Genomic DNA, 24,454 nt, shown 5'->3' on the forward strand with positions numbered 1-24,454 from the left:
CATATTGACAAGATACTATAATATTATAATATTTCAATACCATAATATGGGATTTTGTCAAATATGTTACAAGGTTGCTTTGCCGGTTTCGGAGAAACCATGCTGCGCTTGAACGTCCCGGCCGGCAAACGGCTGGGAGAGGCTGTTCCGGGTTATCTGGAGACCGGTTTCGGCGGCGCGGAAGCCAATGTCTGCACGTCGCTCGCCCTGCTGGGCAATCCGGTGCGTTATCTGACCGCCTTGCCGGCGCACCCCCTCACCGATGCGCTGGAACGACAGATGCGCGGCTATGGAGTGGAAACGCAATGGCTGCGGCGGCCGGCCGGCCGTTTCGGCATCTATTATGTCGAGCCCGGCTGCGGCTGCCGCCCCTCGCAGGTCTGGTATGACCGCGCGTATTCCGCCATCGCTCTGGCCGGGCCGGAGGAATATGATTTTGCCGCGCTGCTCGACAACGTCGGCTGCCTGCACCTGACCGGCATTACGCCGGGACTGTCGGAAAATGCCTGCCGTTCGACGCTGGCGCTGGCCGGGGAAGCGCGGCGGCGCCATATCATCGTCAGTTGCGATGTCAATTACCGGTCGAAATTATGGCGCTGGCGCGACGGCAGCGCCCCACAGGAACTGGCGCGCCACTATCTGACCGAACTGGCCGGGCTGGCGGAGATATTGATCGTCAACGTCACCCAGGCCAGGGAACTGTTCGAGCTCCATCGACCATCGGAAGCCGACAACTGTTTCGACCTGGAAGCCGCCCGGTCGACGGCCCGGCAATTGATGGAACGTTTCCCGCAGCTGCAACTGCTGGCGCTGCCGATGCGGGAAACCCTCTCGGCCGAACACAACAACCTCGGCGTCATGCTCCTCGACGGCACGACCGGCGAGGAAGCCCTGGCGCCGACCGCCGGAACCGGCTCATTCCAGCCTTACCAGCTTCGCCAGATGGCCGACCGGATCGGCGGCGGCGACGCTTTCGCGGCGGGACTCCTTCACGCCCGTTTCGGCCGCCCCAACCGGAGCTTGTCCGAAGTCGCCGGCTTCGCTATCGCCGCCGGCTGCCTCAAGCACAGCTTCACCGGCGATGTCAACCGGGCCACCGAAGCCGAAATCGAACAATTGATGAACGGCGGCAATTCCCGGGTCTGCCGCTGAATCGACCGGCAGGAAGGACAAAAATGATTGCAGGAGAACTTGCCGAATGTCTGGCGGAAAAGCCGTTGATCGGCATTCTGCGCCACATTTCCCCCAGTGAAATCATCGCGGTCTGCCGCCTGCTGGAAGCCCGCGGGTTCCGGTTGCTGGAAATTCCGCTGAACTCACCGGCAGCGCTCCACTCGCTTTCGCTGGCGGCCGGAGAGCCGCGGCGCCGCTACCGGGTCGGCGCCGGCACGGTCCTCTCCGCTGCACAAGTCAAAGCGGCGGCCGCCGCCGGCGCCGAATTCATTCTCGCCCCCGACTGCAATCCCGAAGTCATCCGGGCCGCCCGGGCGGCGCAACTGGTGACGCTGCCGGGTTTCATGACCCCGACCGAGGCATTCACCGCCATCCGGGCCGGAGCGGATTTCCTGAAATGCTTTCCGGCCGCCCGGCTGGGCGCCGCCTACCTGCGCGATCTGAACGCGGTGCTCGACAAGCCGGTCATCGCCGTCGGCGGAATCGGCGCCGACAATCTGACGGAATGGCTGGAAGCCGCCGCCGGCGTCGGCCTGGGCAATTCGCTGTACCGGCGCGGCATTACCCTCGACGAACTCGCTTGCCGGGCCGAAATCTTCCGGCAAAAAATTTAAATCATTCGGTTGCCGGTTTTCCGGAAACTTCGAACCGGTTCGGCGCGTCAGATCAAACAATTGCCCCCGTTTCCGTTAAAAATCAAGGAAACGGGGGCGAAAACGCTTCAAAATCCCGGCCGGGCCGCTCGTTTATCGGTTGTGCCGGAACGATTCCAGCATGTCCTGAATCGCCTGGTTATAAGCCTCGGCCCAATGGTGGGAGGCTTCCGGCTCGTGCACCAACCGCTTTTCGCCGGGAATATTGTTGTAGGCAGCCATCACGCTGCCGGGATGGCAGGCGCCATCCACCCAGCCGACCAGGACGACCGTCGGACACTGGATGCGTTTGGCAAAACTGGCGGCGTCGATATAGCCGACCGCCTCCATAACCGCCAGGTCGGCATTGAACTGATCGGCGAAAAATGGCCAGCCCGGCGTCCGGCCCTGCCGGTAGGCGCCGTGATCGCACAGCGCCGGCTGATTGGCGACCGCATAAGTGAAATGATGGTTCAAACCGGCCAGCGCCAGCGTCGAACCGCCGCCCTGGCTCCAGCCGCACACCCCGAGATTCCTGCCGTCGAACTGCGGATGCTGCAGCAGGAAGTCAACGGCCCGATCCATCCCGAGCCAGGCGCGGCGGAAGAAATTATGTTCCTTGTCCCCGGCATTGATGTATTGATAGGCATCGGTGCCGTAGGCGGTTTTCTGCACCGCATCCGACGACTGGCCAATCGGCGCCGGTTCATAGGAGTGGACGTTCAGGAAGAGCGTGATCACCCCTTCGATCAGATGCCCGCCCGGCTGATTGGCCGCCGGACTGGCCCCCGGAATGACCAATACGGCCGGAAATGGACCGTCTTGCCCTTTCGGAATGCTCAAAAAACCGTAAAGCCGGGTATCTTCAATGTTGGCGAAACTGATCCGGTACACCTCCAGCGTATCGGTCGACAATTCCGGCGCCGGAGATAATTCGGGATCGAGCTCGACGGCAGCCGCCTGCGCCTTCCCGGCCGCCCAGAAGGCATCGAAATCGGCCGGTTCCGGCTGGCCCGGCCGGATCTCGTCCGGCGAAAAGGCGGCCGCGGCCAGCGCAGTTTTGGTTTCGCCCTCGTCCGGCTTCCACTCGGCATTGCACCAGAGAAAGCCCGGCGCCAAAGCCGTAAAATCGACACGCGCTTCGCCATCCGCCAGCGGCGCCGTGCGGCAGCCGAGCAAATCCCGGCCGTCATTGGTCAATTTAAAAGTTACGACGCCTTCCGACACCGGCTGGCCGTCCACCCGGGCGCGGGCGACGAATTCCACCCGTTCGCCGGTCCGGCAGGGCTCATTCTTCCCCACCCGCTCGACCGACAACGTATATTCCGCCGCACCCAACAGCCAGCAACCGGCCAGCAACGCCGCCGCCACCCCCAGTTTTCTCAGCATTTGCCATCCCTTCCTTATTGTTTAATCTCTCACTCGGGCAGAATCAAATCGACGGCGACTGGAAAATGATCCGAAGCAAACAGTCGCCCCTCCGCATCATCGACCGTCCGGTGCGTCAGCACTTCCACCCCATCCGAAACAAACACATGATCGATCTGTAAATTGTGTTTCCGGTCGGCCGGGTCGAAAATGAATTCATTGAAAGTGACCTCCGGGCCGGAGTGGCCGCCGCGGGAAAGTCGCGCCGCATCGTTCAATTGCGCCGCCGCCGCCGCGAACGGCGCGCTTTCCGGACCGGTATTGAAGTCGCCGGCCAGGATCACCGGCAAATCGCCGGCAATCCGCCGGATGCGCTCCAGAATGAGCTTCATGCCGTTTTGCCGCGCTTCGGCACTGACATGATCCAGATGAGTATTGAAAAAGAAAAATACCCGGCCGGCCTCCCGGTCCCAAAACTTCCCCCAGGAGCAAACCCGGTTGCAGGCGGAATCCCAGGAGCGAGTCCCTGGCTCATCCGGCGTTTCGGACAGCCAGAACGTACCGCCCTCCAGCAGCGTGAACCGGTCGCGGCGGTACAGGATACAGGAAAATTCCCCGGCTTCCCTGCCGTCGTCGCGGCCGACGCCGACACTGTCGTAATCGCCGGTGCCGCTCTCCGGGTCCAACAGGGAAATTCGCTTCAGATCGTTCAACTGGCCGACCGTCGCCTCCTGCAGCCCCAGCAGATCCCAGCGGTATTTTTGCAGCAACGTCCGGATGCGCGGCAACCGGCTGGCCCAATCGTTCGGCGGCGGATCCACCGGGCAGCGGATATTGAATGAAGCGACGGCAATCCTCCCGCCGGCCGGCGGCGTTTCCGCCGCCGCCGAACTTACACTCCCGCTCAACAGAACAGCCGCAAGCCAACTGTAAAATTTCAATTTCATTTCGCTTCCTTTTCGGCCAGCGCCGCCGGCTGTTTGATCACCTCGATCAGCGTTTGCGCCAACCGGCCGGCGCAACCATCGAACGCCGCGGCGAAAGCAGCCGGATTTTCCGCCGCAAACGGCGCCGTAAACGACAGGACGCCATTGCGTTCCTTCCCGTCTTTGATCCGGTAATCGACCGCCAGCGTCACCTCTCCGGTCGCCAGATTGATTTCAAACTGCTGCAAATTCAGATACAGCCGGGTCCCGGCCGGCAACTCCGCCGCGGTCAGCCGGGCGGTCAGATACCGCTCCAGCATCAAATTCGGCGCCTGCACCCATTTGTTGTATTCGTCGGCGACGATTTTGCCGTCCGCCTCCCGGTACAGCATCCGCTGGCCGGCCGGCGAACGGTTGACGACGGAAACTTTGACCGCTTCCTCGTCGAAACGATCCGGCAATTTCGGTTGTTCCCAATCGTAGTAACTCACCTCGTGATAAGGTTCCGGCCACAGAGCACACCCTCCGCCGGCCGCCATCCCCAACACCACCGACGCCACCACGGCAGCTTGTCTCATCTGTTATTCTCCTCACTCCTGGGCCGGCAGCGGCGGAATGATTAATTTCTGGCCGGGCTGCAGGCTGTTTTCCGATTTCAAAACATTCCGATTGGCGGTCAGAATCAGCTTGTACCGACTGGCCGCGCCATAATATCGCCGGGCGATGGCGCTCAACGTATCCCCCGGCTGCACTTCATGAATCCGGACTTCCGGCTCCGCCTTTTTCACCGGCGGCGTCTTTTCAACCGGCGGGACCGCCGCCGTCTCTTCCGGCAGCCCGCCGGCAACCGGCACCGCGGTTTTGACCGGCTTGACGTTCTGCTCGTCCGGCGGCAGGGCAAACACCATCTTATCGTCATCGAGCGGCACTGCCACACCGGCCCCCCCGGCGGATTCGCCGCCGAACGGCAGCGGCCGGTCTTCCAGCGTCGCCGTCTCGCCGCCGTCCCGGCGGCGGGTCAATTGAACCGGCTGCAAATCTTCGCCGCCGCTTGCCGGTCTTTCCTCCGCCGCCCCGGCCGGCGGCACCGTTTTTTCCGCTGCCGCATCACCAGGAACCGTTTCCGGCGCCGGCTCCGCCGCGCCGCCGGATGCTTCCGCCACCAGATCCCCGGTTTCCGCGCCGGAAACCTCCGGCGAAACACGCAAGATGCCGTCGTCCGAACGCAGCAGCTCCTGACGGGCCGCCTCCTCCAACGCTTTGGCGGCACTCTCCTGCCAGCGCCGCAATTCGGCCAACTGCTTTTCCAGGCTTTCGATCTGACGGTACAGATTGCCGCTTTCCAGTTGATTGGCGTTGCGTTCCGCCGCCAGGGTCTGGCCGATGCCGTCGCGCTCCTGCTGCAGCTTCCGCTGGGCCTGCTGCACTTTTTTCAGATCGTCGTTCTGTTTCTTCAACTGCCCTTTCAACTGTTCGATATAGCTGCGCAGCTCCCGGTTTTCGGCCGCCAGCGTTTCGCGCTCCTGATCGAACTCCGCCACCTGGTCCTGCAGCGTCGCCGCGCTGACCGGCAGAAATTTGGCCTGCAACTGGTCGAAATATTTCCGCTGCGCCGATTCCTGCCAATGCCTGACCGTCTCCGCCTGGCTGGATTGCGGCGCCAGACGCAGATACTCCTGATAGTGGTAGATCGCCTGCATCGGCATATTCAGCGATTCGTCGTACAAAGTCGCCAACTGCAGATGCCCCTCCGCCGAATCCGGCCGGCTGGCCAGGAAATTTTTGAATTCGGTGGCGGCCGGCTGGTACTTGCCGGCTTCCCGCAATTTGACCGCCTGAATGAAGATCGGATGCCGGGAGTCGGCGCCGGAATCGCAACCGCAAACGCCGGCCAACATCACCCCGCCCAGCACCATCGCCGCCCAATTGTTTTTTTTCATTTCGCCATCGCCAGAAATTGCAGCAGCAGTGCGCCGCCGGCTGCCGCGGTTTCCACCCGCAAGATATGCGGCGCCAACTTGATACCGACCGCGCCGCCGTCGCGCAGCGCCGCCTCCTCCTCCCGGGTAAACCCGCCCTCGGGACCGACAAAATAGTGCAAATCGCCGGCCGCCGGCACCGCCGCCGCCTGAATATCGCCGTCGACCGCCCCGAAAAAGCAACGGTCGCCGGCCCGGGTCGCGGCGGCCAGCGCCGCCGGCAGCCGCTGCGGCGGCCGGACCGGCGGCACAAAGGGATTCCACGATTGCTTGCAGCCTTCCACCAGCAGGGCGGTCCAGCGCTCCGGCGGCTCTTCCGGCTGGGCGACCGAGCGGGCGCACAGCAACGGAACGATCTCCCAGACGCCGATTTCGGCGAGCTGTTTGAGCAATTGGTCCATCTTCTGCTTGCGCGGCACCGCACAGTAAAGGTGAATCCTCACCGCCGGACAAACGGCCGACTCGCGCCGGCTCCCCCGGCCCAGCCGGCCGGCTTCCACCCTTCCGACGGCAAAACCGCCGCGGCCGTCGAACAACGAAATCTCCTCGCCCGGCGCCGCCCGGAGCGTCCGGAAGAGGTGCGCCGCATCACGCTCCGGCAATTCTGCCATCTGCCCGGGCGCCGGAATGTTTTCACAAAAAAAACGATGCATCGTTCACCAAATAAAAATTAGTCATGATTTTTTCGACTTCCGAAGCATTATACCATATCACAAACCATCGGCAAGAGCAACCAAAGAAAATCGTTTTTTTGCCGCCGGAAAGGCAATTGTTATTTGTCAAGCGGCCGGTTTGGCGTTATTTTTCTATAAGAATACGGAAAATTTCAAATTCAGAGAGGAAGTATGTCGGTAAAACGGAAAATCTGCGAACCGGCCGAAATCCGGGCGGCCATCGACCGTATGGCAGCGGCGGTCATCAAGGCTTTCGAGCCGCCGGCGGCCAACTCCTTCGCACTGGTCGGCATTTACAAGCAGGGCGTCCCGCTGGCCCGGCGGCTCGGCGACGCAATCGAACAACAAAGCGGCTTCCGGCCGGAACTGGCAATGCTGGATATTTCGATGTACCGCGACGATTTCGGCATGCACAGCGCTTTGCCGCTCATCAACGAGACGATCATTCCGTTCGACATGAATGCCAGCCGCATCATCCTGGTCGACGATGTGCTCTCCTCGGGCCGAACCATCCGGGCGGCGCTGGACGCGGTGACGGATTACGGACGCCCGGAGCTGATCCGGCTGGCCGTGCTGGTCGACCGCCGCCAGCCGGAATATCCGATCCGGGCGGATTTTGCCGGCATTGAAATCGATGCGCCGCCGGACCGCAAACTGCTGGTGGAGTTCGCCGAAACCGACGGAGCGGACGGCATTTTCGAAGTGGAATGGCGCTGAAAAAGCAAGTTTGGATGAATCAATCATGGAAATGAAATGGACGAGAAAAGACCTGCTCAGTCTGTATGACTTGAGCGCCGAGGAGATCACCTTCCTTCTCGACACGGCCGAAGAATTCAAGAAGGTGTCGGAGCGCAACGTCAAAAAGGTTCCGGCACTGCGCGGCAAGACCGTCGTCAACTTTTTTGTCGAGCCGAGCACCCGCACCCGCGTCTCCTTCGAGCTGGCCGAACAACGGCTCAGCGCCGACATCATCAATATTCAAGCCAGCACCAGCAGCCTGCGCAAAGGCGAATCGCTGCTCGACACCATCAAAAATATTGAGGCGCTGCAGGTCGATTTGCTGGTGATGCGCCACTCGGCGCCCGGCGCCCACGCCTTCATCGCCAAAAACGTGCAGTGCGGCGTCGTCAACGCCGGAGACGGCGCCCACAGCCATCCGACCCAGGCGCTGCTCGATATCTTCACCATCCGGCAAAAACGCGGCGCCATCGCCGGCCTGAACGTCACCATCGTCGGCGACATTCTCCACAGCCGGGTGGCGCGCAGCAACATGTGGGGCCTGCTGAAGCTCGGCGCCAATGTGACGCTGGCCGGCCCGGCCACGCTGGTGCCGCGCGAATTCGAAAGCATCGGCGTCCGGGTTTGCCATGACCTCAGAGACGCCTTTACCGGCGCCGACGTCGTCAACATCCTGCGCATTCAGCACGAACGCCAGAATGCCGGCTTCTTTCCGAGCACCGGCGAATACGCCCGGTTTTTCGGCTTGAACCCGGAAACGATCAAATACCTCCGGCCGGACACATTGATCATGCATCCCGGCCCGATCAACCGCGACGTCGAAATCTCCTCCGCCATCGCCGACGGCCCGCAGTCGGTCATTCTCGAACAGGTAACCAACGGTCTCGCCGTCCGCATGGCGGTGCTGTTTCTCGTAGCAGGAATGTGTAACAAATGATTGACAGAACCAATTATATTCTCCGTGGCGGCCGGGTCATCGATCCGTTCCGCCAGATCGACCGGGTGATGGACATCGGCATCATGGACGGCGTCATCGTCGAACCGGACGCGGTCCTCGACCCGACCGAACTGGATTTGACCGGTCTGGTCGTCGCGCCGGGCTTCATCGATTTGCACGTCCACCTGCGTCAGCCGGGCAACACGGCGGCGGAGACCATCGCCACCGGCACCCGGGCTGCCGCCGCCGGCGGCTTCACCGCCATCGTCCCGATGCCCAATACCAATCCGGCCGCCGACAACTCCGGCCAGATCGAATACCTCCGCCGGCACATCGCCACCGACGCCGTGGTCAAAGTGCACCCCTGCGGCTGCATGACCAAGAGCTTCGCCGGCGAGGAGATGGCGCCGATCGGCGCGTTGAAAGCCGCCGGCGTCGCCGCCTTGAGCGATGACGGCCGCTGCATCCAGAATCACGACCTGATGCGCCATGTCGTCGAATACGCCAGGTCGTTCCAGTTGCCGATTCTCGATCACTGCGAAGACAATTACCTCAAAGGCGACGGCGTCATGCACGAAGGCAAATGGTCGGTCCTGCTGGGCATGAACGGCATGCCCGGCGCGGCGGAAGAATTGATGGTCAGCCGCGATGCCATCCTGGCCCGGATGACCGATTGGAAAATTCATCTGCAGCACATCAGTACCGCCGAAAGCGTCAACATCCTGCGGACCGCCCGCCGCAACGGCATCCGCCTGACCGGCGAAGTGACGCCGCACCACATTGCGTTGACCGACGAATGCATCAAACGGTTCGACACCAATTACAAGATGAATCCGCCGCTGCGCTCGGAAGAGGACCGCCAGGCGCTGCTGGCCGGCCTGGCCGACGGGACGATCACCGTCATCGCCACCGACCACGCGCCGCACACCGCGACCGCCAAGCTGGTGGAATTCGACGATGCGCCGTTCGGCATCATCGGTTTGGAAACCGCGCTGCCGATCACGCTGACGGAGCTGTACCACACTGGCATCCTGTCGTTGTCCGAGCTGATCGCCAAATTCACCGTCGGCCCCTGCGAAGTGCTCGGCTTCGAACACAATTCGCTGGCGGTCGGCAACCCGGCCGACGTCACCATCTTCGATCCGGATTGCGAATATGAAATCGATGCGGACACCTTCCAGTCCAAATCGCGCAATACGCCGTTCCACGGCCGGAAGGTCAAAGGCAGGGCGAAAGCCACCATCGTCTGCGGCCGGCTGGTTTACAACAACCTGGCATGAATTGCGCCGACGTTTACATCCATGTGCCGTTCTGCCGGAGCAAGTGCGCCTATTGCGCCTTTTATTCGACGACGGCAGTGGATGAAACGGTCATCGCCGCCTATCTCGCCAAGCTGGAGCGGGATCTGGCCGGAAGTGAATTTTCCCGGCCGCTGCAGAGTCTGTATCTCGGCGGCGGCACCCCTTCGCTGCTCGACGACCGGCAACTGCGGCAATTGTTCCGGCTGCTGACCCGCCATTTGCCGCTGGCGGAGACGACGGAAATTTCCATCGAGTGCAATCCGGAAACGTTGACGCCGGAAAAATGCGAACACATCGGCGCACTCTGCAACCGCATCAGTCTCGGCGTCCAATCGTTTCAACCGTGCTGGCGGCACAAACTCGGCCGGCAGGCCTCCCAGCAGAATATCTTCCGGGCCTTCGCCATGTTTCAGGCGCTCGGCATCGACAATCTGAACTGCGATCTCATTTACGGATTACGCGGCCAAACCGCCGACGCCTGGCGCCGGGATCTGGAAACCGCGCTGGCGTGCGGCGTCCGCCATCTGTCCTGCTATGCGCTGACGCCGGAAGAAAACACGTTGCTCGGCGAAGCGCCGGAAACGGCGCTCGACCCGGAGCGCGCCGATGAACTGGCAGCCGAATTGTGGGAACAGACCGGCGAGCTGCTGCAGGCGGCCGGGCTGCCGCGTTATGAAATCTCCAATTACGCCGCTGCCGGGTTCCGCTGCCGGCACAATACCCGGGTTTGGCTCGGCCATCCCTACCGGGGTTTCGGGCCGGCCGCGGCCAGCTTCGACGGCCGTCAACGCTTTTCCCAGGTCGAATCCCTCGCCGGCTGGCTGGACGGCGCGCCGCCAATCCCGGATCCCCTGCCCCCCGCGCGGCGCTGGAACGAACTGTTCGCCATTCAACTGCGCACCACCGACGGCTGGAATCAAGAAAGTTTCGACGCAGTGCCATTGCAGGAAATTCATCCCTGCGACTGGTCGGTCATGCAGCAGAAGTGCGAAGAGTTGCTCAAGTGCTATCCCGGTACGCTGGAAATTACCGCCGACTCGATCAAATTGACCGAATTCGGACTGCAATTCTGGAACAGCATCGCCGCTGAATTACTGTAGAAACGCCTTACAATCCCGCCTGGCTCCGTCACTTTTTTTTCAATTGACGATACAAAAAAACTGCCGAAAGTCAGCGACAACTTCCGGCAGCCTGCTCTGTAAATGCCCGGGATTATTTGCCGAGTTTTTCCACTCTGGCTTTCAATTCCTTGCCCGCCCGGAATTTGACAATCGTCCGTTCCGGGATGATGACTTCATCCTGCGGTTTGTTCGGATTGCGGCCGACCCGGCTTTTGGTTTTCTTGATCTCGAAAACGCCGAAATTACGCAACTCGACATTGCCGCCGTTGGCCATCTCCTCGGCGATGCAATCCAGGGTGGCTTGAACCGCGGCCATCGCTTCCGGTTGGGTGATTCCGGTAGCCTTGGCAACTTCGATGGCGATTTCCCGTTTGGTCAAAGACATTTTCTTCTCCTGTGCATTATTAATTTCAAAATGAACTTGAACTGATTATTACGAATCATGCCCGAATCCGCCTTGAACAATCTTCCGCCCGTGCCGGCACGATTGCCCATGCATTTTTACAATATATATCCTATTGCGCTAAACTCAAGGAGATTAACGATAAAAACCGGCGTAAAAGCAAGAAAAAACTCGCCGGCAACATCATTTTCCGAAAAACCGGAAACCACCCTTTGACTTTTGAAAATTCGGCATTTATATTCTATTTCTTTCCCTGATGATCCGATTTTGTTTATATCCCCGACCCCCGAAGCAGTTTCGGCCCGCCGCCGGCTTGTCCGCGGAGCTCAGCCGTGAAACGGTGGTTGTTCGGCTTCTCCCGAAGGGCGTTTTTTCCACGATCGCACAATGTTTCCCGGCCGCGTCAGAATGATTCCAGCGGAAACGATAATCAGCTCCTTGCATATTCTTAAAAATGTAATAGATTCTATTAACGACTAAACCGCAATAGTGAAGGAGGAGTCATTATGAGTGAACGAAAAGTCGCAAAAGTTGTTACCGGCATCAAAACTGAAGATGGTGCCGGCGTCAAGCTGACCCGGGTGATCGGCCATCGGGATGTGAAGGATTTCGATCCGTTTCTGATGCTGGATGCCTTCGATTCGCATGACCCGGATGATTATATCGCCGGTTTTCCCTGGCATCCGCACCGCGGCATCGAAACGGTCACCTATCTGATCAGCGGAAAGATCGACCACGGCGACAGTCTGGGCAACCGGGGGACGATCGCCGACGGCAGTTGCCAGTGGATGACCGCCGGCGGCGGAATTCTGCATCAGGAAATGCCGCAGCCTTCGGAACACATGCTGGGCGCGCAACTGTGGATCAACCTGCCGAAGAAAGACAAAATGACCGCCCCGGCCTACAACGACATCCAAGCCCATGCCGTCGTGAAAGTCGAAGAACCCGGCGCCAAAATCGCCATCATTTCCGGCGAATACCACACCCATCGGGCGCCGATGCAGGGCAACTTCGTCCGAACCACGTATCTGGACGTCGAGCTGGTTCCTGACAAAGCCTGGCAGGTGGAGACCCCTCCTGCCAACACGGTATTCCTTTATATCGTCCAGGGCTCGCTTCTGGTCGCGGGAACGCTTTATGAAAGCAAACGGGCGCTGCTGTTCGGCCAGGGCGATTCCCTGGCGCTGACGGCGGGACCCGCCGGGGCGCGTTTCCTGTTCTTTTCCGGCAAACCGCTCGGCGAACCGATCGCCTGGGCCGGTCCGGTCGTCATGAACACCCAAAAGGAACTCGAGCAAGCCTTTCGAGAGCTCGAAGACGGCACCTTCGTCCCGAATTGCGAAAAGGCCCATCTGAACTATTACAATTGAAAGGTGCCTTCGCCGGTTGATACAGCCATCGGCAGAACGAACCTGCCGCCCGGCCGCTGGATCGCGGCCGGGTACGCCCCGGACCGATTGTTTTTTTCAAGAAAAGAAAAATCGCACACGATGTCTTTCCCGCCAAAAAGTCCGTATACCATCACCATCCAGTGATCAGCAGGGCAAATCCAGCGTCAGCGCCGGCAAGGCGGCAATCCGGTCGGCGACTTTCGACAGCGACCGCTCGGTGAACTCCGGCGGACAGACCCGGAAATCGTCATTGAAAACCGCAATCCAGCGCTCCGGCAGCGAACCGGGACCGAAAAAACCGCCCATGATCGAACCGGCAATCTTGCCGAAACAATCGGTATCGCACCCCTGGCTGACCTGCATGCAGATCGCTTCTTCGGTATTCCGTGCAAATTTGGCCGTGTTGATCAACAGCGCACATTCCTGATAGAGCGCGCAGTGGCGGTATTCGCCGTATTTGGCATGGATGCCGGCGTAGCCTTCCAGATAATCGGCGGCTTTCCCAACCAGGTCGAAAGCATCGCGCATCACCTCGGCAAAATAGCTTTGCTGCGGCACACAGGAAATCGCATATTCGAAAATCGCCATCGGATCGTCCAGCACCGGCGCCGCCGCCACCGCCGCCGCAATATACATCGACGCGTAAACGCCGGTGAAACGATGGGTCAGCGAAGCGTCGCGCCAGGCCAGCTCCGCCGCCAGCGCCGGCAGGCCCGGACAGGCATAACCATAGGAATCCACCCGGATCGCCGCACCGCAGGCTTCGTCATTCGCCACCCAGCGCCGCCGCATCCGGTCAATCGTTTCCTCGTTCACCGGCGCGTCCGGCGACCAATTCCAGTTGAGCCCGGCATCCAGCAGAAACTTGCGTTCCGGCCCGAACGTGCAATACAACGGCAGGTTCTCCAGCCAATACTTTGCCAGGTGACAGCGGGTAAAATCGAGGCCGTGCAGTTCCAGCATCCGCAGACCGGTGACGATGTAATTCATGTCGTCGTCCAGTTCGACATAACGGATCGTTTCCCGGCAGCAGGTGGCCGCCGAATCATGACGTCGGCCGAGCGCGTCAAGTGTCCGCAGTGAAAAATAATCGCGCAACGGCCAGTCGCCGGTCGATTCGAGCGCTTTCCGCAGTTCTTCCAGCGTCGGATCGCATTCGACCGGCTTGCCGAGAATGCAGCCGGCTACCGCCCCCAGGAAAGCACTCCGCGCCCGCGCCGCCGCTTCCGCCCCGGAAAGCCGGCGGCCGATCCGCTGCCGGGTGAAATTCGGCGGGCAGGCGGCAAATATCTCCGCCAGCGTTTCCGGTTGCTCGTAACCGAAATCATTCCGCCGCGGCAACGATTCCAACTTTTCGGCGAAAGCGGCCAGCGCATCATAGCTCTCCGGCAATTTCCGCAGCTCGTTCTGCAATCCGGCGGTGTCGTATCCCTGTTTGTAACGCTGGGCGATGACATTCTGCAAAATACTTCTGAGGTGCTGGATCGTCGGTAACATTTTTTATCCTTTCCATTGATTTTTTCGATAGCGGATGTTACTATATGGCATGATTTCTTGTTTTTCATTGTCACAACAGGATAAATTCATGCGGAATCGTTCAAATTCATTTTATTCCCACCATTATGAACCGGTCCGGCTGGAGACAACCGGCATCCGGCTGGCACCGCCCTATCGGGTGCCGCTCGAAGAGATCGAAGCGCTGCACCTGCACGATACGGTGGAATTCGGTCTCTGCCTCGCCGGCCAGGGAATTTTCATCGTCGAGGACAAGGTGATGCCGTTCAAAGCCGGCGACGTCAGCATCATCAATGAATTTGAATTCCACCGGGCGCGCAGCACCGGCGGCCAACCGTCAGTCTGGCGTTTCCTGAACTTCAATCCCCAGCAACTCAAAACCGGCGACCCGGACCAGGATTACTGTTGCGACAGCGCCAGACTGGGCGGCAGCAAATTCCGCAATCTCCTCGACGGCGAACAGTTTCCCCGGCTGCGCGACGCGATGCGCCTGCTGATCGCCGAGCAGGAAGCGCCCCACAGCCAACCGGCCGCCACCGCCAACTTGCTCCGTTACATGCTGCTGCAATTAACCGCGCTGGCCAGGCCGGCCGAACCGGCGCTGCTGGTCCGGCGCGATGTCGAGCAACTCGCGCCGGCACTGAAAAAAATCACCGGCAGCTATATGGAAAAACTGACCGTGGCCCGGCTGGCCAGACTCTGCCACATGAGCACCAGCAGTTTCTACCGGCTTTTCACGGCAGTTTTCGGCCGGTCGCCGCAACGCTATCTCACCCAATACCGGGTTCAGATGGGCGCTTATCTGCTGCGTCACAAAAACTGCGGCGTCGAAGCGGCTGCCGTCGCCGTCGGCTACGAAACCCAATCGGCATTTCACCGTCAATTCAAAGCCGCTTACGGCCTCTCCCCGGTCGCCTACCGACAGGGAAAGAAGCCGTCGGAAACCCCGGCAGGCAAAAGCTGAAAGCGCCGGAAATTCCGGCGCTTCCAGGTCCTGAAACGGAGAATCGGGACAGCAGCGGCTTACCAGCCGTATTTGCCGCTCTTGTTATTGCCGATGCCGAAACCGGGAAATGCCATGCCGTATTCGCGGAAGTCGTTGACATAACGACCGGAATAGCTCTGGCTCTCGGCATGGCCGTCGCCAAAGCCCAGATTGTGGCGCATGCCATGCTGGGCGAAAATCATCGATTCGGTCCAGCCGTCCTTGACCGCCAGGTCATAGATCGCTCCGGTCACCGCTTTCCAGACCGAATCGAAATCCATCAGCACCATCAACTCCGACGGGCTGCCCAGCGAAGTGGATTTAACCGGCACGCCTTCCGTTCCGCCAGTGACCGCCTCGGCGCCGAACGCCTCCGAATTGTAACCGTAACTGCCGCACAATTTGCCGTTGGTCGCTCCCGGACACGCATAGACCTCGAAGGAACCGACATACGGATGGATCAGATCCATGTAGCTTTCGTAATAATCGCCGCCTTCCCAGCAGAAAACCGCCGTCTGGAATTCATTGCCCGGCACACTCGCATTTTTATCTTCCGGTTTCGTATAAGCTGCGGGATCCGGCCGGAACAGCGGAAAATAATCGTTGTAATCCATCGTGTACATCGTCGTCGCCAACGACAACTGCTTCACATTGCCGATACATTTGATCTCCTGCGCCTTGGCTTTGGCCTTGCCCAAAGCCGGCAGCAGCATGGAAGCGAGGATGGCGATGATCGCAATGACGACCAGCAGTTCAATCAACGTGAATTTCTTGTTCATCTTCTCGTACCCTTTCCATTGGTTGTTATGATTATTCGGACTCAATTCCGGATATTCAAGCGGATTCCCGCAAAATCAACTGAGGCTTCAAGGTCAAATTCACCCGGCTTTCCTTGTGCCTGATCAAGTCCAGCAGCCCGGCGGCGGCGGCCCGGCCGACTTCCCGGCGCTGCAGGTCCACCGTGCTCAAAGCCGGGACGGTGAACTGCGACACTTCGACATTGTCGAAACCGAACACCACCACGTCCTCCGGCACCTTGAGGCCGTGGGCGTGGGCGGCGGCCAGAAAACCGGTCGCCAGGATATCGTTGCCGCAGAACACGCAGTCGAACGAAGCGCCGGCCTGCAATAATTTCAGGCAACTGGCGAAACCGTCGGCGTAAGAATAACCGCCGCGAATCCAGACGACCTCCTCCCGGCCGGCCTTCATGCCGTCGAGGAAACCGCGCTCCTTGCCGCGGGCCAATGGCCGTTCGATGTCATCGAGACATTCCCGCTTGTAATCGCCGAGCACGACGACCGGCCGCCGCCGGCCGATCCGCCGGAAATATTCGCCGACCATGCGGCCGCCGGCTTCGATGTCGACCCGAACATTGTCGGCGCCATGCGGATTGTGGTTGCCGACCAGCACGAACGGCTTCGCCCAGCAGTCGAGCCGTTTCTTCAAATCCGGATATAAATCGGTGTCGCAGCCGCAGATGATGCCGTGAATGTTGGCCGCCTTGAACACATCGTAGTAAAAATCGCCGAGCAGCGGAATATCGTTGAACAGCAGATGGGGACTGACCTGCCAGCCGACCGTCTGGAACACCGCGTTGATGCCTTCGTACATTTCGGAAAAGAAGAAATCCAACCCGAGCCGGATCCCCGGCAACGGATGGATCACCACGATCTGCTCCCGGGCGAACGGCAGATTGTTGCTGGCCAGATGACCGTTCGGACGGTAGCCGAGCTCGGCCGCTTTCTGGAAGATGCGACGCTTGGTCTCATGCCGGACCGGCGATTTTCCGCTGAACGCCCGGGAAACCGTCGACTCGGAAATATCCAATATTTTTGCGAATGTCCTGATGTCCATCTCGTGCCCGCTCATAGGTTAAGTGCCTGCAACTGGTGTTTACTATAAGTATAGCAAAAAACGAAAGCAATGTCAATAGGTTGACAAAAAAAAATTTAATCTTTTTTTATTAGCATTAAAAATAAAGAGCTTATAAAGAAAATTTGCATGCAACCAGTTGCTGCAACAAAGATGAAACCGGCAGCATTTTTTTGAATTAATTTTTCCAGGGGGGTTGACTTTTTTTCCAAAATATAGTATAAATAACAAGGGGAGTCCGTCTGCCAAGGCAAACCGCCGAAGTCAGCCTCCCTGAACCCATATTTCCGGCACCGGAACGATTGGACCGGAAACTTCATTCCGCCAATCGCCGTTCCGGAGCGGTGCAAACCTTATTTATGGAGAAAATTTATATGAATCGGAAGCGCATTTGCCTGCTGGCCATCGGCTGGCTGGGGTGTTGCATGGCGGCACCCCTGCCGGCGGCCGAGACCGCCCCCGCCCGCCTGGTCACCGTGGAAAACGGCCCGGATTCGGTGACGCTGGACCTCGACACCGCCGATCTGACGGTGACCACCCCGGCGGGCACCCGGACGCTGCAATGCTACGCCTCCAACTATCTCGACTGGGGGGTTTACTGGCCGCGGCCGAAGGCCGCCGTCGCCGAAATCGCGGAGGAAGCAACCGGGAATCAGCGGTCGGTCACCGCGGTTTTTCCATTGCAGGACAACCGGGAAGTGACGGTCCGGCTGACGGTCTACGATCACCTGCCCGGCGTCCATGTGGAGAGCGCGGTGCGCAATCTGGAAGGCTTCCGGCGGGAGTTGTTCTTCTGGGGCTGGGATGAGAGTGTTTTCGACTACGCCACCCGCGACGAAACGGACGGCGTCTGGCGCGGCAAGGCGTCGGAGTACATGGCCTATCTGCCGCCAATCGAAGGCGATGTCGATGTTTACGGCTGGCTGGTCTGGGGGGAAAAGGACCAACCGCAATGGTGTCTGCTGGCACAGGCCAACTACTCGCTGGCGGTCCGCAGCTCCGAATACGTCGTACACAACGCGATGCTGGTGCCCTCGCCGCGCGATCTGCTGCTGAACAAGGATGAAAGCATGGCGGTGAATTTCTGCCTGACCTCGGTGCCGGACGAGCAGGCCGCCGAGGCACTCTATCAGCAGGTGCTGGCGGCCGGCGTCAGCGCCGCCCGGGCGCCGGAAGCGCCCTGCGACCTGGCCAACCTGGATTACGGCACCCCGGCGCCGGACTGGCTGCTGGCACAGGACAAATGCGGCCGTTTCCCGGTGCCGAACGCCTGGCAGAAGCCGATCGAGGAGTTGACGCCGGCAGAGGTCCAGGCGCGCTGGGGGCAGTTCTCCTTCTTCAACCATTCCCCCGCCAAGCTGCCGCCGCGCGAGGCGATGAAGGCGGGCGGCGTCCGCAGCATTCTCTATTATAACTGGATGGAAATTTACGAGTCGGACAGTGATTACGACATGGCGCACCACCCGGAATGGAAAGCGTTGAATCCGGACGGCACGCCGATGCATTCGCTGTGGTCGCTCAATCACAATCTGCCGGATTTATATTCCACCTGTGTGCACCAGAAAACGCTGCATTACCAGGCGGTCAAACAGATGCGCAACCTGATCGAAAACCTCAAGGCCGACGGCGTGTTCATCGACAACGCCTACAACCTGCCGCAATGCCGCGGCGAAGAGGCCGGAATGCACCGCCACACCCCCGGACGCAACGACCATGATTTGTACATGGAGCTGCTGAAACACGTCTACGCCACGGTAAAGAGTTACGGCAACGATCACATCGTCATGCACAACAACGGCAACGCGCCGCAGCAGTGGGCTTTCTGCGACACCGCGATGGCCGAAGAAACCGTCGCCAACGTCGACTGGGAAACGCTGGAATACAAGGGCATCTGCGCCGCCGACGCCTTCCGGCACGGCAAAGCGCCTACCCTGCTGAGCTACCTGAGCATTTATTACGACCGCGACAAGCAGGCTTATTCCTATCAGGCCGCCCCGCAGCAGATGGTCGAAAACTGCCTCTTCAGCGTCGTTTACGCCCGGCTGTTCGATCTGCAGTGGAACGACTGGAATACGCTGCGCGAAAATGAACAACTGCTCCCTTGGGCGGACCGCTTCTATCAGCTCGACCTGCGCCAGCCTTCCGGCGAACGGCAGGCCGACGGCGCCCTGCGTTACCGCTGGTTCGAAAAGGGGCTGGTCGTATTGAACAGTTCGCGCCGCCATCCGCTGACCGCGCAAATTCCGGTGGAAAGCGGCGAAACATTCCGTGATTTCCTCACCCCCGGGCAGGCCATCCCGGTGCAGGCCGGCGAAACGCTCACCGTGGAGTTGAAACCCTACGAAGCCAAGATCTTCCTCCGGGAGAAATGAACTAAAAAAAAACGGCGGCCCCCGCCGCCGTCTTATCGACAGACAATTTCGCTCCGGGGCAACCGGAGCGATTGATTTATCATCGATTCAGCATTGCACCGGCTGGCCGGTCGCCGCCGATTTATAGATGGCATCCAGCAGCCGCATGACGCAGACGCCCTCTTCCGGCTGGACCAGGAACGGTTTGTCGTCACGCACCGCATCGACGAACATGTGGAAGGCGCTTTTCACTTCCGGCACCGGCGGATGCAGCGTGCAGTCGAACTGCTTGCGGTCGATTTCCTGGTAATATTCGACGTCGTAGGTATAGCCTTCGTTCAGGTTGTACTGGTAAAGGCCGCCTTTGTCGCCGAGCAGGCGGGTCGACATCTGCTCATTTTCCTTGATGTTCGCCGCCCAGGAGGCATCGAGCTCCAGCGTCGCGCCGTTTTTGAATTTGATCATCGCACAGGCGAGGTCTTCGACCGTATAGTTCTGGTTGTAATATTTGGCCATTTCCGGCGCCAGTTTGCAATAAGTGCTGCCCATCACCCAGTCCGGTTCCGGATAGCCCATCAGCCACAGCGCCAGGTCGAGGCGGTGCACGCCCAGATCGATCAGCGGACCGCCGCCGGACTGGCTCTTGTCGAAAAACCACGAACCGGAGGCGCCCTGCGTGTTGAAACCGGCCACAAAGCCCGGCACGCCGCGCCGGCGCAGCCAGACGCTGCGGGCGTAATAGATCTCGCCCAGCCGGCCATCTTCCACCAGGGTCTTCATCGCCCGCGACTGCGGGCTGAACCGGTAGCTGAAATCGATGCCGAGTTTGAGGTTGTGCTTTTTCGCCGCGGCCAGCATCTCCTCGGCTTCGGCGGTATTCATCGCCATCGGCTTCTCGCAAAGCACATGGGCGCCGGCTTCCAGCCCGGCAACCGTCAGTTCCTTATGCTGGTTGTTCGGCACGGCGACCGACAGAATGTCCAGCTTTTCCTGCCGGATCATATCGATGCCCTCGGCATAAATTTTCGGCAGGTTGAATTCCTTTTTGGCCGCTTCGCGTTTCGCTTCGATCCGGTCGGCCACCGCCACCACTTCGACATCCGGGTGACTCGCATAACCGGCCAGGTGCCCCCAGCCCATCCCCAGTCCAATGACTCCGGCTTTCAATTTCGCCATGATCCACTACCTTTCTAACAATTATATTTCACGCCGGCAAACCGGCTTATTTGTTGGTGCCGTCGGCATTCTGAACCACGCCGGCCTTCGGCGCGCCCGGATCGACCGAACGGATCTCCTCCAGCGCCGGATAACAGGGGGCTTCCATCTCCCGGAAGAACACCGGCCTGGCCCAGCGCACCGCATTGCCGATCACCTTGAGGACGTCGGCATTGTAAAACGAACGATAGGATTCATGGCCCGGCTGGAAATAGAACACCTTGCCGTACCCCCGTTCAAACGTCACGCCGCTGCGGAACACATTGCCGCCCTCGAACCAGGAGATGAAAATCAATTCGCCGTCTTTCGGAATGTCGAAGCGTTCGCCGTACATCTCTTCATGCGGCAGCTCGAAATATTCGCCGATTCCCTGGGTGATCGGATGGAACGGCGCGATATTCCACAAACGCGCCTTTTCCGCCGCCTCCCGCCATTTCAGCGAGCAACTGCAGCCGGTGACCGCTTTGAAGATTTTCGAAAAATGGCCGGAATGCAGCACGATTAGTCCCATGCCTTCCAGCACCCGCTGGTGGACGCGCCGGACGACCTCATCCCGCACTTCGCCGTGCGCGCAATGCCCCCACCAGATCAACACATCCGTGGAATTGACCACCTCTTCGGTCAGACCGTGCTCCGGTTCATCCAGGGAAGCCAGGCGGATGTTCAAATCGTCGGCGGCGATCCCTCTGGCAATGGCGCTGTGAATGCCCTCCGGATAAATGGCCCGGATCGCTTCACTCTCCTTTTCATGACGGTACTCGTTCCAGATGGTAACATTGATTTTCGCACTCATTTTCTATCCTTTCAATCGGGTTGAAAAATTGATCTTCCTACAATTATAACCAATTTTCCGGTAAAAAGCAATATTTCCGGCATTGATAATTTGTGATAAGAAAAATCGATTTGTGAGTTGGACTTTGTGAGGTTGTGATGTTATTATATGATATCGGGAAGCATTTTCATGAGCGCATGATGGTATTTTTGAGGGAAAACATTAGACATTTTGTGATATCCATTGATTTGAGGAGAGTCCGCACATGTATGGAGGCTTTGCCTGCCGGCTCTGGCAGGTCGATTTTGAAGTTCATATGCCGCTGAAAACCCTGCCGTATCCGATGGTCGTCGTCGAAGAGGAGCAGGGCAAGCCGTCCTACCGGCTGGACGGCTACAACCGGCGGGAACGCGGCGGGCAACTGTCGGTGACGCTGCAGGGCCGCGGCAAATTCCGCCAGGGCAGGCACTATTACGATCTGACGCCCGGCATGGCTTTCCTGCACGCCCACGCCGATCCCGAAATCAGCTACCTCTACCCGCCGGACGGCACCGAAACCTGGCGTTTCCTCTGGATCAGTTTCGGCGGCCGGATGTCGGTGCCGATGATCCGGGATATCAACCGGCGCTACGGTTATCTGTTCCGGCTGCCGCTGGACCGCGGCATCGTCCGGCAACTCCAGAAATACCGCAACTGCCGCGGCGCACTGCAGTTGCTGACGCCGCTGGCGGCCGGCAAACTGGTGATGGATTTGTTCGCCGAGCTCGGCAACACCTATGAAAAGCAGTCGATCCAGACTCCCCAGAGCATTCTGGTGCGGCGGACTCAGGAGTATATCGTCGAGAACCTGCACCGGGCCGGGTCGGTCAACGCCATCGCCGCCGAGCTCAAGGTGTCGCGCGAACACCTGTCGCGCAGTTTCCGCGAGCAGACCGGCATGAATATCAGCGAATACATCGGCCGGCGGCGAATCAACCTGGCGCTGGATTTGCTGCTGCAAACCAACCTGAGCTGCAAGGAGATCGCCGAGCGCACCGGTTTCTCCGACAGCTCCAGTTTCTCCCGTTCGTTCAAGTCGCTGGTCGGCGTCACCCCCGGCCTGGTGCGGGAGAGCGGCTGCCGGCCGGACGTCTGAAAAATTTCATGTTATTTTCGCAGCGGGGGGTTGACTTTTCGGTTGTTTTTTGCTATACTGTTCTACGTAGAACAAAATTTCCCAAAACAACCAAGGATTGTCACGATTATGAACAAGAAATTCACCCTCATCGAACTGTTGGTGGTGATCGCGATCATCGCCATCCTGGCCAGCATGCTGCTTCCGGCGTTGTCCAAGGCCAAAGCCGCCGCTCAGGCGATCAAGTGCACCAGCAACCTGAAACAGGTCGGCCTGGACTGTTTCCTCTATTCGAACGACAACAACGACGCCAGCCCGCCGGCGGAATGGGGCTGGAAGCACATGTCGACCACGCTGGGCATGTACCTCGGCATCAAGGATGCTCAAAACGGACAAGGCTGGGGCAATTTTCTGAACACCGAATTTCAATGCCCGTCCTACAATGCCGACGGCTACAGCGGCACCGACGGTTTCGCCTACGTTCCGAACGTTTACGTCGGCGGCGTATACAACGACGACTGGACGCCGAAATATCCGGGCGATTCCAACTGGACCGGCCGCAAACTGTCGGTCATCAAGAATCCGGCCGGCAAATATTACTGGGGCGACAACAAGGCGTTCGTCAAATACGTCTCCTACGACACCGCCGATCCGAATTCGGAGTATTTCGCCTTCGACTACAAACATAACAAAAAGATGAACATCCTTTTCGTCGACGGTCACGTCGACAAAGGCGGCCGCGAAGTGAACTGGATCGACAATCAGGAATATTTCTATCCGCTGGATTGAACCTGACGCCATGAAACAGCGAGTCCGTCAAATCGATATTGCCCAGGCCGTCGGCGTTTCCCAGCGCGTCGTCTCCTCCGTGCTGGGAAACAATCCCGGCAGGACCTTCAAAGCCTCGCCGGCAATGCGGGAAAAAATCCTGCAGACCGCCAAGGAGATGGGGTATACCATCAACCAGAGCGCCAGCGAATTGCGCGGCGGCTCCAGCAAAATCGTCGGCGTGCTGATCAACAACTATTTCACCCAGGAGTCGCAGGATTTGCTGTTCCGCCTCGGCGAAGCCGCCCACGGCCGCGGTTACCATCTGCTGATCGGCCAGGTGATGGACACGTTGGATGATTTCACCAATTATTTCAACGAATTCGCCTCGCGGAGCGTCGAGGCGGTCATCTGCCTGCAGCACCAGCCGTTGATCGGCGGCAGCTACCCGTCGATCGAAAAGTGCATCCACCCGAACCTGAAAGTGGTGTACCTGGGACAGCCGGCTTTTCAAACCGAAACGGCGCTCTCGGTTTCCGTCGACCACCGCACCGCCTACACCCAGGCGGTGGAATACCTCCACCGCCACGGCGCCAGGCGGATCGGCTTCCTGTCGCCGAATAACCAGCACCCGCATATCCAGGACCGCCTGGCCGGCTATCTGGACGGTTTGCGGCGCTGCAACCTGGAACCGGAAGCGGCGCTGCAACTGGAATTCAGCCGGGGCAACGTGCCGTTGGACGAGGAGGAGTTGAGCCTGGTCATTCACGCGGCGCTGAAAGCCTGGATTCCCGGCGTGCAGCCGGATGCCATCCTGGCGACCAACGATATCCTCGCCAGTGAAATACTCCGCTTTGCGCTGCTGCACAACTACGCGGTGCCGAACGATTTCCAGGTGATCGGGTTCGGCAATCTGCTGCCGCTGGCATTGCGCATGCACCCGCAATTGAGCAGTTTCCAGGTTCAAAACGGCCGGATGGCCGAAGCGCTGTTCAAGCTGGCGCTGGAAACGGAAACCGTCTGCCGCCGGCTCGTCATTCCGCCGGTCTTCGTGCCGCGCGGCTCCACCCGGAATTGACGGCTTCCGCCGGGAGTCTTCCAGCGCAAACTCCAGAAAGTGCCGCGCCCGGCACAACTCCGGCGACAATTCGCCGAAAATTTCTTTGCATTCCGGGCCAGTCCGGCCTATTAAGCGAACCGGAAAAAACCGCCGGGACAC

General features: G+C 59.6%; 23 protein-coding genes. 12 read left to right on the forward strand and 11 right to left on the reverse strand.

The genetic code is table 11. The features are described from left to right. Positions 1–63 precede the first annotated feature (63 nt). On the forward strand, positions 64–1,152 hold the full coding sequence (locus tag HWX74_RS01250; RefSeq protein ID WP_176011796.1) for a sugar kinase: 1,089 nt from the start codon (positions 64–66) through the stop codon (positions 1,150–1,152). Between the two features lie 23 nt (positions 1,153–1,175). Beyond that, positions 1,176–1,787 (forward strand): 2-dehydro-3-deoxy-6-phosphogalactonate aldolase, encoded by a 612-nt coding sequence (locus HWX74_RS01255; protein ID WP_176011797.1) that lies wholly within the window; start codon positions 1,176–1,178, stop codon positions 1,785–1,787. 132 nt (positions 1,788–1,919) lie between these two features. Here the strand turns inward: HWX74_RS01255 and HWX74_RS01260 are convergent, their stop codons facing one another. The 5 genes from HWX74_RS01260 to HWX74_RS01280 are packed head-to-tail and all read right to left on the reverse strand — an operon-like array spanning position 1,920 to position 6,731. Continuing rightward, on the reverse strand, positions 1,920–3,194 hold the full coding sequence (locus HWX74_RS01260; protein WP_176011798.1) for an acetylxylan esterase: 1,275 nt from the start codon (positions 3,192–3,194) through the stop codon (positions 1,920–1,922). Positions 3,195–3,223: 29 nt separating this feature from the next. Then, complete coding sequence (locus HWX74_RS01265; protein WP_176011799.1) at positions 3,224–4,120, reverse strand: endonuclease/exonuclease/phosphatase family protein; 897 nt, start codon at positions 4,118–4,120, stop codon at positions 3,224–3,226. Next, positions 4,117–4,677 (reverse strand): ABC-type transport auxiliary lipoprotein family protein, encoded by a 561-nt coding sequence (locus HWX74_RS01270; RefSeq protein WP_176011800.1) that lies wholly within the window; start codon positions 4,675–4,677, stop codon positions 4,117–4,119. The genes HWX74_RS01265 and HWX74_RS01270 overlap by 4 nt, the downstream gene beginning before the upstream one ends. 12 nt (positions 4,678–4,689) lie before the next feature. Continuing rightward, positions 4,690–6,039, reverse strand: coding sequence for a LysM peptidoglycan-binding domain-containing protein (locus tag HWX74_RS01275; protein WP_176011801.1), 1,350 nt, complete (start codon positions 6,037–6,039; stop codon positions 4,690–4,692). Beyond that, positions 6,036–6,731, reverse strand: coding sequence for a 16S rRNA (uracil(1498)-N(3))-methyltransferase (locus tag HWX74_RS01280; protein WP_176011802.1), 696 nt, complete (start codon positions 6,729–6,731; stop codon positions 6,036–6,038). Before HWX74_RS01280 ends, HWX74_RS01275 begins: the two co-directional genes overlap by 4 nt. A 192-nt stretch (positions 6,732–6,923) precedes the next feature. Between HWX74_RS01280 and pyrR the strand changes: the two genes are divergently transcribed. From pyrR to hemW, 4 genes are read left to right on the forward strand one after another with little or no spacing between them, the layout of a single operon-like run. Then, on the forward strand, positions 6,924–7,469 hold the full coding sequence (gene pyrR, locus HWX74_RS01285; protein ID WP_176011803.1) for a bifunctional pyr operon transcriptional regulator/uracil phosphoribosyltransferase PyrR: 546 nt from the start codon (positions 6,924–6,926) through the stop codon (positions 7,467–7,469). A gap of 31 nt (positions 7,470–7,500) precedes the next feature. Then, positions 7,501–8,427 (forward strand): aspartate carbamoyltransferase catalytic subunit, encoded by a 927-nt coding sequence (locus HWX74_RS01290; protein ID WP_176014517.1) that lies wholly within the window; start codon positions 7,501–7,503, stop codon positions 8,425–8,427. Beyond that, a complete protein-coding gene (locus HWX74_RS01295; RefSeq protein ID WP_176011804.1) occupies positions 8,424–9,707 on the forward strand; it encodes a dihydroorotase in 1,284 nt (427 codons plus the stop codon). Before HWX74_RS01290 ends, HWX74_RS01295 begins: the two co-directional genes overlap by 4 nt. After that, a complete protein-coding gene (gene hemW, locus HWX74_RS01300; protein ID WP_176011805.1) occupies positions 9,704–10,828 on the forward strand; it encodes a radical SAM family heme chaperone HemW in 1,125 nt (374 codons plus the stop codon). The genes HWX74_RS01295 and hemW overlap by 4 nt, the downstream gene beginning before the upstream one ends. Before the next feature lie 112 nt (positions 10,829–10,940). On the opposite strand, the gene HWX74_RS01305 is transcribed toward hemW, so the two are convergent. Then, positions 10,941–11,234, reverse strand: a complete 294-nt coding sequence (locus HWX74_RS01305; RefSeq protein WP_176011806.1) for an HU family DNA-binding protein — start codon at positions 11,232–11,234, stop codon at positions 10,941–10,943. A 524-nt stretch (positions 11,235–11,758) separates the two neighbouring features. Between HWX74_RS01305 and HWX74_RS01310 the strand changes: the two genes are divergently transcribed. Continuing rightward, positions 11,759–12,622, forward strand: coding sequence for a pirin family protein (locus HWX74_RS01310; RefSeq protein ID WP_176011807.1), 864 nt, complete (start codon positions 11,759–11,761; stop codon positions 12,620–12,622). 165 nt (positions 12,623–12,787) lie between these two features. Here the strand turns inward: HWX74_RS01310 and HWX74_RS01315 are convergent, their stop codons facing one another. Next, a complete protein-coding gene (locus HWX74_RS01315) occupies positions 12,788–14,140 on the reverse strand; it encodes an ADP-ribosylglycohydrolase family protein (RefSeq protein ID WP_176011808.1) in 1,353 nt (450 codons plus the stop codon). Positions 14,141–14,228: 88 nt separating this feature from the next. On the opposite strand from HWX74_RS01315, the gene HWX74_RS01320 reads away from it, so the two are divergent. Beyond that, complete coding sequence (locus HWX74_RS01320; protein WP_176011809.1) at positions 14,229–15,122, forward strand: AraC family transcriptional regulator; 894 nt, start codon at positions 14,229–14,231, stop codon at positions 15,120–15,122. 59 nt (positions 15,123–15,181) lie between these two features. On the opposite strand, the gene HWX74_RS20400 is transcribed toward HWX74_RS01320, so the two are convergent. Next, positions 15,182–15,922, reverse strand: coding sequence for a type II secretion system protein (locus tag HWX74_RS20400; protein WP_217704816.1), 741 nt, complete (start codon positions 15,920–15,922; stop codon positions 15,182–15,184). 55 nt (positions 15,923–15,977) lie between these two features. After that, the gene (locus HWX74_RS01330) at positions 15,978–16,997 is read right to left on the reverse strand and encodes a LacI family DNA-binding transcriptional regulator (protein ID WP_176011810.1); all 1,020 of its coding nucleotides are present in this window, start codon (positions 16,995–16,997) and stop codon (positions 15,978–15,980) included. A gap of 392 nt (positions 16,998–17,389) precedes the next feature. On the opposite strand from HWX74_RS01330, the gene HWX74_RS01335 reads away from it, so the two are divergent. Next, positions 17,390–19,387: a hypothetical protein gene (locus HWX74_RS01335; protein ID WP_176011811.1), complete on the forward strand. Its 1,998-nt coding sequence runs from the start codon at positions 17,390–17,392 to the stop codon at positions 19,385–19,387. 87 nt (positions 19,388–19,474) lie between these two features. Here HWX74_RS01335 and HWX74_RS01340 read toward each other — a convergent pair whose 3' ends face one another. Next, complete coding sequence (locus HWX74_RS01340; protein ID WP_176011812.1) at positions 19,475–20,542, reverse strand: Gfo/Idh/MocA family protein; 1,068 nt, start codon at positions 20,540–20,542, stop codon at positions 19,475–19,477. A gap of 46 nt (positions 20,543–20,588) precedes the next feature. Then, positions 20,589–21,374 (reverse strand): ThuA domain-containing protein, encoded by a 786-nt coding sequence (locus tag HWX74_RS01345; protein ID WP_176011813.1) that lies wholly within the window; start codon positions 21,372–21,374, stop codon positions 20,589–20,591. 244 nt (positions 21,375–21,618) lie between these two features. On the opposite strand from HWX74_RS01345, the gene HWX74_RS01350 reads away from it, so the two are divergent. The 3 genes from HWX74_RS01350 (at position 21,619) to HWX74_RS01360 (ending at position 24,313) form a co-directional block, all read left to right on the forward strand. Further along, the gene (locus HWX74_RS01350; protein WP_176011814.1) at positions 21,619–22,488 is read left to right on the forward strand and encodes an AraC family transcriptional regulator; all 870 of its coding nucleotides are present in this window, start codon (positions 21,619–21,621) and stop codon (positions 22,486–22,488) included. Between the two features lie 108 nt (positions 22,489–22,596). Continuing rightward, entirely contained in the window at positions 22,597–23,256 is a 660-nt protein-coding gene (locus tag HWX74_RS01355) for a prepilin-type N-terminal cleavage/methylation domain-containing protein (protein WP_176011815.1), read from the forward strand. 10 nt (positions 23,257–23,266) lie between these two features. Next, positions 23,267–24,313, forward strand: coding sequence for a LacI family DNA-binding transcriptional regulator (locus HWX74_RS01360; RefSeq protein WP_176011816.1), 1,047 nt, complete (start codon positions 23,267–23,269; stop codon positions 24,311–24,313). The last annotated feature ends 141 nt before the right edge of the window (positions 24,314–24,454 follow it).

Origin of the sequence: Victivallis sp. Marseille-Q1083, assembly GCF_903645315.1 — a bacterium.
Lineage (GTDB): Bacteria > Verrucomicrobiota > Lentisphaeria > Victivallales > Victivallaceae > UMGS1518.

Excerpts from the sequence above, each read along its gene's own strand:
- HWX74_RS01305 (WP_176011806.1), bottom strand. The coding sequence starts at position 11,234 with ATGTCTTTGACCAAACGGGAAATCGCCATCGAAGTTGCCAAGGCTACC.
- HWX74_RS01290 (WP_176014517.1), top strand. The coding sequence starts at position 7,501 with ATGAAATGGACGAGAAAAGACCTGCTCAGTCTGTATGACTTGAGCGCC.
- HWX74_RS01275 (WP_176011801.1), bottom strand. The coding sequence starts at position 6,039 with ATGAAAAAAAACAATTGGGCGGCGATGGTGCTGGGCGGGGTGATGTTG.
- HWX74_RS01270 (WP_176011800.1), bottom strand. The coding sequence starts at position 4,677 with ATGAGACAAGCTGCCGTGGTGGCGTCGGTGGTGTTGGGGATGGCGGCC.
- HWX74_RS01335 (WP_176011811.1), top strand. The coding sequence starts at position 17,390 with ATGAATCGGAAGCGCATTTGCCTGCTGGCCATCGGCTGGCTGGGGTGT.
- hemW (WP_176011805.1), top strand. The coding sequence starts at position 9,704 with ATGAATTGCGCCGACGTTTACATCCATGTGCCGTTCTGCCGGAGCAAG.
- HWX74_RS01265 (WP_176011799.1), bottom strand. The coding sequence starts at position 4,120 with ATGAAATTGAAATTTTACAGTTGGCTTGCGGCTGTTCTGTTGAGCGGG.
- HWX74_RS01360 (WP_176011816.1), top strand. The coding sequence starts at position 23,267 with ATGAAACAGCGAGTCCGTCAAATCGATATTGCCCAGGCCGTCGGCGTT.
- HWX74_RS01255 (WP_176011797.1), top strand. The coding sequence starts at position 1,176 with ATGATTGCAGGAGAACTTGCCGAATGTCTGGCGGAAAAGCCGTTGATC.
- HWX74_RS01355 (WP_176011815.1), top strand. The coding sequence starts at position 22,597 with ATGAACAAGAAATTCACCCTCATCGAACTGTTGGTGGTGATCGCGATC.
- HWX74_RS01310 (WP_176011807.1), top strand. The coding sequence starts at position 11,759 with ATGAGTGAACGAAAAGTCGCAAAAGTTGTTACCGGCATCAAAACTGAA.
- HWX74_RS01280 (WP_176011802.1), bottom strand. The coding sequence starts at position 6,731 with ATGCATCGTTTTTTTTGTGAAAACATTCCGGCGCCCGGGCAGATGGCA.
- HWX74_RS20400 (WP_217704816.1), bottom strand. The coding sequence starts at position 15,922 with ATGAACAAGAAATTCACGTTGATTGAACTGCTGGTCGTCATTGCGATC.
- pyrR (WP_176011803.1), top strand. The coding sequence starts at position 6,924 with ATGTCGGTAAAACGGAAAATCTGCGAACCGGCCGAAATCCGGGCGGCC.
- HWX74_RS01295 (WP_176011804.1), top strand. The coding sequence starts at position 8,424 with ATGATTGACAGAACCAATTATATTCTCCGTGGCGGCCGGGTCATCGAT.
- HWX74_RS01250 (WP_176011796.1), top strand. The coding sequence starts at position 64 with ATGTTACAAGGTTGCTTTGCCGGTTTCGGAGAAACCATGCTGCGCTTG.
- HWX74_RS01345 (WP_176011813.1), bottom strand. The coding sequence starts at position 21,374 with ATGAGTGCGAAAATCAATGTTACCATCTGGAACGAGTACCGTCATGAA.
- HWX74_RS01260 (WP_176011798.1), bottom strand. The coding sequence starts at position 3,194 with ATGCTGAGAAAACTGGGGGTGGCGGCGGCGTTGCTGGCCGGTTGCTGG.
- HWX74_RS01330 (WP_176011810.1), bottom strand. The coding sequence starts at position 16,997 with ATGGACATCAGGACATTCGCAAAAATATTGGATATTTCCGAGTCGACG.
- HWX74_RS01340 (WP_176011812.1), bottom strand. The coding sequence starts at position 20,542 with ATGGCGAAATTGAAAGCCGGAGTCATTGGACTGGGGATGGGCTGGGGG.
- HWX74_RS01315 (WP_176011808.1), bottom strand. The coding sequence starts at position 14,140 with ATGTTACCGACGATCCAGCACCTCAGAAGTATTTTGCAGAATGTCATC.
- HWX74_RS01320 (WP_176011809.1), top strand. The coding sequence starts at position 14,229 with ATGCGGAATCGTTCAAATTCATTTTATTCCCACCATTATGAACCGGTC.
- HWX74_RS01350 (WP_176011814.1), top strand. The coding sequence starts at position 21,619 with ATGTATGGAGGCTTTGCCTGCCGGCTCTGGCAGGTCGATTTTGAAGTT.